General features: G+C 71.4%; 10 protein-coding genes and 2 pseudogenes. 4 read left to right on the forward strand and 8 right to left on the reverse strand.

Annotated elements, in window-relative coordinates:
* Positions 1 to 312: pseudogene (locus A6Q79_RS02960) on the forward strand (hypothetical protein); the annotation flags it as partial.
* On the opposite strand, the gene A6Q79_RS02965 reads toward A6Q79_RS02960, so the two are convergent.
* The gene (locus tag A6Q79_RS02965) at positions 290 to 766 is read right to left on the reverse strand and encodes a MarR family winged helix-turn-helix transcriptional regulator (protein WP_289016689.1); all 477 of its coding nucleotides are present in this window, start codon (positions 764 to 766) and stop codon (positions 290 to 292) included. The pseudogene A6Q79_RS02960 and the gene A6Q79_RS02965 sit on opposite strands and share 23 nt — an antisense overlap.
* Before the next feature lie 72 nt (positions 767 to 838).
* Between A6Q79_RS02965 and A6Q79_RS02970 the strand changes: the two genes are divergently transcribed.
* Positions 839 to 1282 (forward strand): Rid family hydrolase, encoded by a 444-nt coding sequence (locus tag A6Q79_RS02970; protein WP_289016688.1) that lies wholly within the window; start codon positions 839 to 841, stop codon positions 1280 to 1282.
* On the opposite strand, the gene A6Q79_RS02975 is transcribed toward A6Q79_RS02970, so the two are convergent.
* The 6 genes from A6Q79_RS02975 to A6Q79_RS03000 form a co-directional block, all read right to left on the reverse strand.
* Entirely contained in the window at positions 1260 to 2249 is a 990-nt protein-coding gene (locus tag A6Q79_RS02975; protein WP_289016687.1) for an adenylate/guanylate cyclase domain-containing protein, read from the reverse strand. The genes A6Q79_RS02970 and A6Q79_RS02975 overlap by 23 nt on opposite strands.
* A complete protein-coding gene (locus tag A6Q79_RS02980; RefSeq protein ID WP_289016686.1) occupies positions 2246 to 3253 on the reverse strand; it encodes an alpha-hydroxy acid oxidase in 1008 nt (335 codons plus the stop codon). Before A6Q79_RS02980 ends, A6Q79_RS02975 begins: the two co-directional genes overlap by 4 nt.
* A 9-nt stretch (positions 3254 to 3262) precedes the next feature.
* Positions 3263 to 4003: an amino acid ABC transporter ATP-binding protein gene (locus tag A6Q79_RS02985; RefSeq protein ID WP_289016685.1), complete on the reverse strand. Its 741-nt coding sequence runs from the start codon at positions 4001 to 4003 to the stop codon at positions 3263 to 3265.
* Positions 4003 to 4749, reverse strand: a complete 747-nt coding sequence (locus tag A6Q79_RS02990; RefSeq protein WP_289016684.1) for an amino acid ABC transporter permease — start codon at positions 4747 to 4749, stop codon at positions 4003 to 4005. The genes A6Q79_RS02985 and A6Q79_RS02990 overlap by 1 nt, the downstream gene beginning before the upstream one ends.
* Before the next feature lie 95 nt (positions 4750 to 4844).
* The gene (locus A6Q79_RS02995; protein ID WP_289016683.1) at positions 4845 to 5711 is read right to left on the reverse strand and encodes an ABC transporter substrate-binding protein; all 867 of its coding nucleotides are present in this window, start codon (positions 5709 to 5711) and stop codon (positions 4845 to 4847) included.
* 26 nt (positions 5712 to 5737) lie between these two features.
* Entirely contained in the window at positions 5738 to 6022 is a 285-nt protein-coding gene (locus A6Q79_RS03000; protein ID WP_067860961.1) for a YciI family protein, read from the reverse strand.
* A gap of 59 nt (positions 6023 to 6081) precedes the next feature.
* On the opposite strand from A6Q79_RS03000, the gene A6Q79_RS03005 reads away from it, so the two are divergent.
* Positions 6082 to 6627, forward strand: coding sequence for a PadR family transcriptional regulator (locus A6Q79_RS03005; RefSeq protein ID WP_289016682.1), 546 nt, complete (start codon positions 6082 to 6084; stop codon positions 6625 to 6627).
* Here the strand turns inward: A6Q79_RS03005 and A6Q79_RS03010 are convergent.
* The gene (locus tag A6Q79_RS03010) at positions 6575 to 6826 is read right to left on the reverse strand and encodes an SCO4848 family membrane protein (RefSeq protein WP_253024555.1); all 252 of its coding nucleotides are present in this window, start codon (positions 6824 to 6826) and stop codon (positions 6575 to 6577) included. The two genes, A6Q79_RS03005 and A6Q79_RS03010, sit on opposite strands and share 53 nt — an antisense overlap.
* 9 nt (positions 6827 to 6835) lie before the next feature.
* Between A6Q79_RS03010 and A6Q79_RS03015 the strand changes: the two are divergent.
* Positions 6836 to 8046, forward strand: a pseudogene (locus A6Q79_RS03015) (2,4-dienoyl-CoA reductase FMN-binding domain-containing protein); the annotation flags it as partial.

Genomic DNA, 8046 nt, shown 5'->3' on the forward strand with positions numbered 1-8046 from the left:
GTGTGGGGCGGCGCCCCGGCGGGGGTGCCGGGCCGTGGGCGGCAGATGGAACAGTTCGAGCGCGTCGACGTCGTGCTGTGGGCCACCGGCTTCCGCCCCGACGTCGACCACCTCGCACCGCTGCACCTGCGATCCCCCCGCGGCGGGATCCAGCTCGGCGCGACCCTCGCGACGTCGACGACGGCCGTCGCCGACCCCCGCGTGCAGCTCGTGGGCTACGGGCCCTCGGCGTCGACGATCGGCGCGAACCGAGCCGGCCGGGCCGCCGCGAACGCAGTGGTGCGGACGCTCAGGGATGGTCCTGGGGCCTGACCCGCAGCCGCTCCGCGATGCGCGCCAGCGTCGCCTGCTCGTCCGGCGTGAGGTGGTCGAGCGCCTCGCGACGCACCGCCTCGACGTGCGTGGGCGCTGCGTCCTCGACCACCTGCCGGCCAGCCGCAGTGAGCGCGACGAGCGTGTACCGACCGTCGTCGGGGTCGGGCATGCGCTCCACCCAGCCGCGCCCCTCGAAACGCTTGACGACGTTGGACAACCGCGAGAGCGAGCCGTTGGCGAGGTAGGCCAGGTCGCTCATCCGCAGGCGACCTCCGTCGGCCTCGGACAGCTGGCTGAGGGTGAGGTAGTCGAAGAGGGTCAGCCCGTGCTCGCGCTGGAGCGGGGCCTCGAAACGGCCCGGCAGCAGCAGCACGAGCGACGCGAGACCGGTCCAGCCGTCCTTCTCCGCAGGCGTCAGCCAGCGCACGTCGTCGCGGGGGTGCTCGGCCATGCCGCCAGCGTAGTGCGCCACAGATCCGGCCAGTCACTTCATGCGTGAAGTGTTCCGTGGTAGGTTCACTTCATGATTGAAGTTAACCCGTCCCTGCCCGTCTACCACCTCACCCCCGGCGACAACCCGGTCTCCCGCTTCCAAGAGCAGCTCGGCTACAGCCAGGCCGTGCGCATCGGCGACCGTGTCGAGATCTCGGGCCAGGGCGGCTGGAACCTCGACCTCACCTTCCCCGACGACCTCGAGGCCGAGATCGTGCAGGCCTTCGACAACGTCGCGATGGTCCTCGCCGAGGCCGGGGCCAGCTGGTCCGACGTGGTGTCCGTGGACTCCTTCCACCTGCCCGACGCCGACGACCAGGTCGGTGAACGGCCGACCCGCGTCATGGTCGAGCAGATGCGCGCCCGTATGGACGGACGTCGGCCGATCTGGACGCAGGTCGGCGTCGCCGCCCTGGGTGCTCCGGGCATGCGGGTCGAGATCCGGGTGACCGCTACCGCTCCCGCTGCCGCTTGAGCGACCACGGCTCGAGGTGCTCGTAGCCCTTCACGGACACCCGTCGCGTGCGCCGGAGGCGGAACTCCTCGTGGTCGAGCAGCTCGGCCAGGTCGGCGTCAACGAGCACGCGGGCGGGGCGCGCCACGGAGGTCAGCCGCGCCGCGATGTTGACCGTCGAGCCGAACACGTCGCCCAGGCGCGCGAGCACCGGACCGTGGGCGAGCCCCACGCGGACGTCGGGGAACTGCTCGTCGGCCTCGGCACGTTCCACGAGCTCGAGCGCGAGGAGGGCCCCCTCCGTCGGGTCGTCCACGGTGAACAGCGCCTCGTCGCCGATCGTCTTGATCACCTGCCCGCCGTGCTGCACGACCAGCTCGGTGACGACCCGCTCGAACCACTCGACCATGGCGCCCAGCGCGCGGGGGCTCATCTGCCGGCTGCGCGACGTGTAGCCGACGATGTCGACGAAGCCGACCACGAGCTGGCGCTCCGTCTCCGAGCGCACGTCGCGCAGGGCGATCCGCGACGCCGTGGCGAGCAGGTGACGACGCCAGACGTATCCCTGCACCTCCTCGACCATGGGGATCACCTCGGCGAGCACGTCGAGCGGCGGCTGCTCGCCGTCCTCCGCGGTCTGCAGCACGCCGAGCAGCAGCCTGGTCTGCCAGTCGGCGAGTCGGGCGAACGTCCGGCCGAGGGAGCGGACGAACTGCGGGAGCCGGTCCTCCTCGAGCACGCCGAGGTCGATGAGGCGCTTCGTCACCCGCAGCGCCTCGACGTCGGCCTCGGTGAAGGCCACCCGGTCGTCCTCGACCTCGGGGAAGCCGAGGTATCGCCACAGGCTGTTGGCGAGGTCGAGGTCCATGCCGGCCCGGTCGGCGACCTCCCGCTGGGTGAGCGTCGGGGCGCTGTCGAAGAGGTACTCGCCGGCGACGTCGATGAGCAGGCTCGGGTCGAACGCGGACTGTCCCGCGTGCTCGTTCATGCCAGGAAGGATAGGTCCAGATCGGCGGCCCTGGGGCAGCCGAGCAGGGCCAGGGTGGAGTCGAGCTCGGCGACCAGCTGCTCCAGCACCGCTTGGGCGCCCGCGCGACCGTCGCGCGCGAGACCCCACAGGACGGGCCGCCCGACGAGCGCGGCGTCGGCACCGAGGCACAGAGCCTTCGCGACGTCCCACCCGCGACGGATGCCGCCATCCACGAGCACCGCGGCCCGCCCCGCCACCGCGTCGACGACCGGCGGCAGCGCCTCGGCCCCGGTGAGCACGGTGTCGAGCTGACGGCCGCCGTGGTTCGACACGATCACGCCCGCCGCACCGACGTCGACGGCACGCTCCGCGTCGTCGGGGCGCAGGATGCCTTTGAGCAGCAGCGGCATGCCGGCCGCCTCGGCGAAGGCGTGCACGTCGTCCCAGGTGAGCGTCGGGTCGTGCATGGCGAAGATCTGCTCGGTCGTCAGCGGGGTCCCGCCCGGGTTGAGCGCGATCGGGTGGGTGACGCTGAACCCGGTGCGCTTGTCGCGCTCGCGCCAGCCGGCCACCGGGAAGTCGACGGTGAGCACGAGCGCCTCGTAGCCGGACTCCCGCGCCTCGGCGACGAGGTCGAGCGAGACCTGCCGGTCCTTGAACACGTACAGCTGGAACCAACGGTCGGGGCCCGCCACCTCGGCCACGTCGCGCGGCGCCGTGGTGGTCTGCGACGACAGCACGAACGTCGAACCCGTGGCCGCGGCGGCCTGCGCGGTGCCGCGCTCCGCGTCCTCGTGGGCGTGCCGCTGGTAGGCCATCGGGGCGACGACGAGTGGGTGCGCGCGACGTCGGCCGAGCAGCTCGACCGAGAGGTCGCGCTCGCCGACGTCGACCAGCACCTTCGGCGCGAGCCGCACGTCGCTCCAGCTGGTCTCGTTGGCGCGCAGCGTGAGCTCGTCGCCCGCACCTCCCGCGAAGTAGCCGTACGCGCCCGCGCCGAGCAGGTCCTCGAGGTCGTCCATGCCGTCAGGCTAGTCGCGGAACCGCGCCAGGAAGGCTGCGGTGCGCGGGTCCTGCGGGGCGTCGAACAGCTGCTCCGGCGGCCCGATCTCGACGATCTCGCCGTCGGCGAGGAAGGCGACGACGTCGCTGGCCTCGCGGGCGAACGCCATCTCGTGCGTCGCCATGACGACCGCGATGCCGTCGGCGCGCAGGCCCTTGACGACGTCGAGCACCTCGCCCACCAGCAACGGGTCGAGGGCCGACGTGATCTCGTCGAGCAGCAGCACCTCCGGGTCCATCGCGAGCGCGCGGGCGAGCGCGACCCGCTGCTGCTGGCCGCCGGAGAGGGAGTCGGGGTAGGCGCTCGCCTTGTCGGCGAGACCCACCCGCTCCAGCAGCGCGAGCGCCCGCTCGCGCGCGGCCTGCCGCGAGACCCCCGCCGCACGGGTCGGCGCGAGCACGAGGTTCTGCAGCACGCTCAGGTGCGGGAAGAGGTTGTAGGCCTGGAACACGATGCCCACGCGGCGTCGCACCCCGTCGACGTCGACCCGCGGGTCGGTCACGTCCTGCTCGGCGCCCGACTCGTCGGCCAGCCAGACCGTGCCGTCGTCGACGGTCTCCAGCAGGTTGAGGCAGCGCAGCAGCGTCGACTTGCCGCTGCCGGAGGCGCCGATGAGGCAGACCACCTGCCCGGGCTCGACCGTGAGGTCGATGCCGCGCAGCACCTCGGTGCCGTGGTAGCTCTTGCGCAGCTGCTCGATCCTGAGCATCAGAGCCCTCCTGCCTCGCGGCGCATGCTGCGGACGGTGAGCCAGTCCGCCAGTCGGGCCAGGACGATGGTCGCGGCGATGAACAGCACCGCGGCGACCACGAGCGGTGTGAACACGAAGTCGCGGTTGGAGATGATGTTGGCCTGCCGCAGCGCCTCCACCAGGCCGATGACCGAGAGCAGCGCGGTGTCCTTCTGCAGCGACACGAAGTCGTTGAGCAGCGGCGGCGTCACCCGGCGCAGGGCTTGCGGGAGCACCACGTGGCGCAGGGTGCGCCCGTACGACAGGCCGAGCGCGCGTCCGCTGGCCCACTGCGTGGGGTGCACGGACAGGATGCCGGCGCGGATCACCTCGGCGACGTACGCGCCGTAGCTGAGGGTCAGGGCGATGACGCCGAGCCAGAACAGGCTGGTCGGGGCTCCCGCGAGGTCGAGGGCCGGGACGCCGAACCCGACCAGCAGGACGACGAGCAGCGTCGGCGTGCCTCGGAAGACGTCGGTGTAGATCGTCGCCAGCAGGCGCAGCGGCGCCATCGCCGGCGACGGCACCACGCGCACCACGGCGACCACCAGCGCGACGACGAGGATGAACACCTCGCACACCACGAACAACCGGACGTTCAGCCAGAACGCCTCGGTGATCGGGCCGACCGAGTCCTTCGCGTCCTGCCAGTCGAAGAAGGTGCGCTGGACCCGGTCCCAACCGGGTGAGCTGACGACGCCGAGCAGGAGCAGTCCGAGGACCACGACCGTCGAGACCGCGGCGACCGAACCGCGCCGCAGCGCCCGGGAGCGGCGATACCGCTCCCGGGCCTGCTGACGCTCGCTCGGCTGGTGGGTGCTCAGGACTGGCTCAGCTCGGGCACGTCGACGGCGTCCGACAGCCACTGCTGCTGCAGCTTCTCGAGCGTGCCGTCGTCCTTCAGCGCGTCGACGGCGGCGCTGACGCACGGGGTGAGCGCCGAGTCCTTGTCGAGCAGCAGGCCGAACTCCTCGGACTCGCCCGTGCGCGGCTCGAACTGCCCGACGAGCTTCGCGCCGTCGAGCTCGGCGGCGACGAGGTAGAACGCCGACGGCACGTCGGCGATGATCGCGTCGACCTGCCCGTTCTGCAGGGCCTGGGCGGCCTTCGTGGTGTCGTCGTAGACGAGCGGGTCGGTCGTGAGCCCGAGCTGCTGCGTGGCCTCCAGCGAGGTCGTGCCGACCTGGGCACCGACCTTGGCGTCCTTGAGGCCCGCGAGGCTCGTGACGTCGGCGTACGTCGAGTCGGCGAGGGTGATGACACCCTGCTTGGCCTTGTAGTACGGGCTGGAGAAGTCGACGACCTTCTCGCGCTCGCTCGTGATGGAGAACTGGTTGATGTCGAAGTCGAACGACTTCGCGCCGGGCTTGATCGCCTCGTTGAATCCCTGGGTGACCCAGGTGACCTTCTCGGGCGCGAAGCCGAGCTTCTCGGCCACCGCCCGGGCGACGGCACCCTCGTAGCCCTTGCCGTTCGTCGGGTCGTCGTCGGTGAACCACGGCTCGTAGGCCGGCGAGTCGGTCGCGATGGTCAGCGTGCCGGCCTTGTGGAGCTCGAGGTCGGCAGGCTTGCACTGGTCGAGGGAGACCGAGGAGGAGCTGTCGGACGAGGACGACTCGTCCGCGGGGGCGCAGGCGGTGGCCAGGGCGAGCGTGGCAGCAGCGGCCGCGAGGGGGGTCAGGCGCATGCCGAGATCGTACGGCGCGCCTCCTGTCAGGAGTCGAAGTGCCCGCTCAGTGGACCGAGGATCGGCTTCCAGTCGCGCACCACGTGCTGGGCGACGAAGCCGGCGGACACGAACGGGTCGGCGGCCACGAGCGACTCGACCTGCTCGCGCGTGTCGGCGCGGAAGACAAGCAGCGCCTCGCGGCTGCTCGACGCCGGACCGCTCACGAGCAGCTCGGGCAGGTGGGCGAGGTAGTCCCGGTGCTCGGCGCGCAGCGTCGCGAGCTGGTCCTCGGGGGCTCCGTAGGTGTAGGTCACGGCGAAGATCGACATGACGTCAGCGTAGGCGCCACGGTTGCTGTGCAACTGGTTGCATATGTACCCTCGGACGCATGGCCCTGGAGCACGCGATCCTCGTGTCCCTCGCGGAGCGCTCCGGCACGGGCTACGAGCTCGCCCGCCGCTTCGACGCCTCCATCGGCAACTTCTGGAAGGCCAGCCACCAGCAGATCTACAAGGTGCTCGGCCGCATGGAGGCCGACGCGCTCGTGACGTCGCAGACCGTGACCCAGGACGGTCGGCCCGACAAGAAGGTCTACGCCCTGACCGAGGCCGGTCGATCCGAGCTGGCGCGGTTCACCACCGAGCCCTCGGCACCCGAGCCGCTGCGCTCCAGCTTCGCGGTGAAGCTGCGCGCGCTCGAGCACGGCGACCGCGAGGCGATCCTCGCCGACGTGCGCCGCAAGCGGGCCCACCACGCCGAGCGGCTCGCCTACTACGAGACGAGCGCCGAGCGCTTCTACCCCGACCCCGACTCGCTCGACCCCGCCGACGTCGGCCCCTGGCTCGTGCTGCGGGGCGGCATCATCGGCGAGCAGACGGCGCTCAGCTGGTGCGACGAGATCCTCGAGCGCCTCGAAGGGCGCGCACCCCGATGACGAGCACGCAGATCCCGAGCGTCATCGCCGTGGCGATGAGCACGGCGTGCACCCACAGGAACGACGTCGGGGCGCTGCTCCACGCCTCGCCCGACCACGCCCTGTCGTCGTCGACGATCGCCTTCGCGAACCGCGGCCAGATGACCACGTTGAACACGCCCGCCACGACCAGCACCCACGCCGAGACTCTCGAGATCACAGGACCAGTATGAGCAGCCCGTTCACCCATCAGTTCTCCCAGCCTGGCCACCCGGACTACCCGCACCTGCTGACGCCGCTCGACCTCGGTCACACGACGCTGCGCAACCGGGTGGTCATGGGCTCGATCCACAGCAAGCTCGAGGACCGGCGCAAGGACCTGCCGAAGCTCGCCGCCTACTTCGCCGAGCGCGCCAAGGGTGGCGTCGCCCTGTCGGTCACCGGCGGCTTCTCACCCAACCGCACCGGCTGGCTGCTGCCGTTCGGCGGCACCATGAACAACCGCTCGTTCGCCGACGCCCACCGCGTGGTCACCGACGCCGTGCACGAGCACGACGGCAAGATCGCGATGCAGGTCCTGCACGCCGGACGGTACGGCTACCACCCGTTCGTGAAGAGCGCGTCGCGGCGCAAGAGCCCGATCAGCCCGTTCCGGCCGCGCGCGTTCTCGGCGAGGGAGATCGACCGCACGGCCACCGACTTCGCGAAGGCCGCGGCCCTGGCGAAGCGCGGCGGCTACGACGGCGTCGAGATCATGGGCTCCGAGGGCTACCTCATCAACCAGATGATCACGGCCCGCACGAACACCCGCGACGACGCGTGGGGCGGCACCGCCGAGAAGCGGATGCGCTTCCCCGTGGAGATCGTGCGGCGCACCCGCGAGCTGGTCGGTGAGGACTTCATCGTCATGTACCGCCAGAGCCTGCTCGACCTCGTCGACGACGCGCAGTCCTGGGACGAGACCGTCGAGCTCGCGCTCACGCTGCAGCAGGCCGGTGTCTCGATCATCAACACCGGCATCGGCTGGCACGAGGCGCGGGTGCCCACCATCGTCACGTCGGTGCCCCGCGCGGCGTTCGTGTCGTACACCGCACGGCTGCGCGAGGCCCTGCACGAGAACGGCACCCCCGTGCCGGTCGTCGCCTCCAACCGGATCAACACCCCCGAGGTCGCGGAGGGCATCATCGCCTCCGGCCAGGCCGACCTCGTCTCGATGGCCCGACCGTTGCTCGCCGACCCCGACTTCGTCGCGAAGGCGGCCGAGCGGCGCAGCGACGAGATCATCACCTGCATCGCGTGCAACCAGGCCTGCCTCGACCACACGTTCAAGAACCAGCGCGCCAGCTGCATGCTCAACCCGCGCGCGGGTCACGAGACCGAGCTGGTGCTGCTCCCGACGCAGCGCGCCAAGCGGGTGGCCGTCGTCGGCGCCGGCCCGGC

Origin of the sequence: Aeromicrobium sp. REDSEA-S32_B7, from assembly GCF_001626145.1 — a bacterium.
Lineage (GTDB): Bacteria > Actinomycetota > Actinomycetes > Propionibacteriales > Nocardioidaceae > Aeromicrobium > Aeromicrobium erythreum.

What these genes read in the sequence shown, in the direction of transcription:
- A6Q79_RS03005 (WP_289016682.1), top strand. Translation starts at nt 6,082, where the DNA reads ATGGCCCTGGAGCACGCGATCCTCGTGTCCCTCGCGGAGCGCTCCGGC.
- A6Q79_RS02980 (WP_289016686.1), bottom strand. Translation starts at nt 3,253, where the DNA reads ATGGACGACCTCGAGGACCTGCTCGGCGCGGGCGCGTACGGCTACTTC.
- A6Q79_RS03000 (WP_067860961.1), bottom strand. Translation starts at nt 6,022, where the DNA reads ATGTCGATCTTCGCCGTGACCTACACCTACGGAGCCCCCGAGGACCAG.
- A6Q79_RS02985 (WP_289016685.1), bottom strand. Translation starts at nt 4,003, where the DNA reads ATGCTCAGGATCGAGCAGCTGCGCAAGAGCTACCACGGCACCGAGGTG.
- A6Q79_RS02995 (WP_289016683.1), bottom strand. Translation starts at nt 5,711, where the DNA reads ATGCGCCTGACCCCCCTCGCGGCCGCTGCTGCCACGCTCGCCCTGGCC.
- A6Q79_RS02975 (WP_289016687.1), bottom strand. Translation starts at nt 2,249, where the DNA reads ATGAACGAGCACGCGGGACAGTCCGCGTTCGACCCGAGCCTGCTCATC.
- A6Q79_RS02970 (WP_289016688.1), top strand. Translation starts at nt 839, where the DNA reads ATGATTGAAGTTAACCCGTCCCTGCCCGTCTACCACCTCACCCCCGGC.
- A6Q79_RS02965 (WP_289016689.1), bottom strand. Translation starts at nt 766, where the DNA reads ATGGCCGAGCACCCCCGCGACGACGTGCGCTGGCTGACGCCTGCGGAG.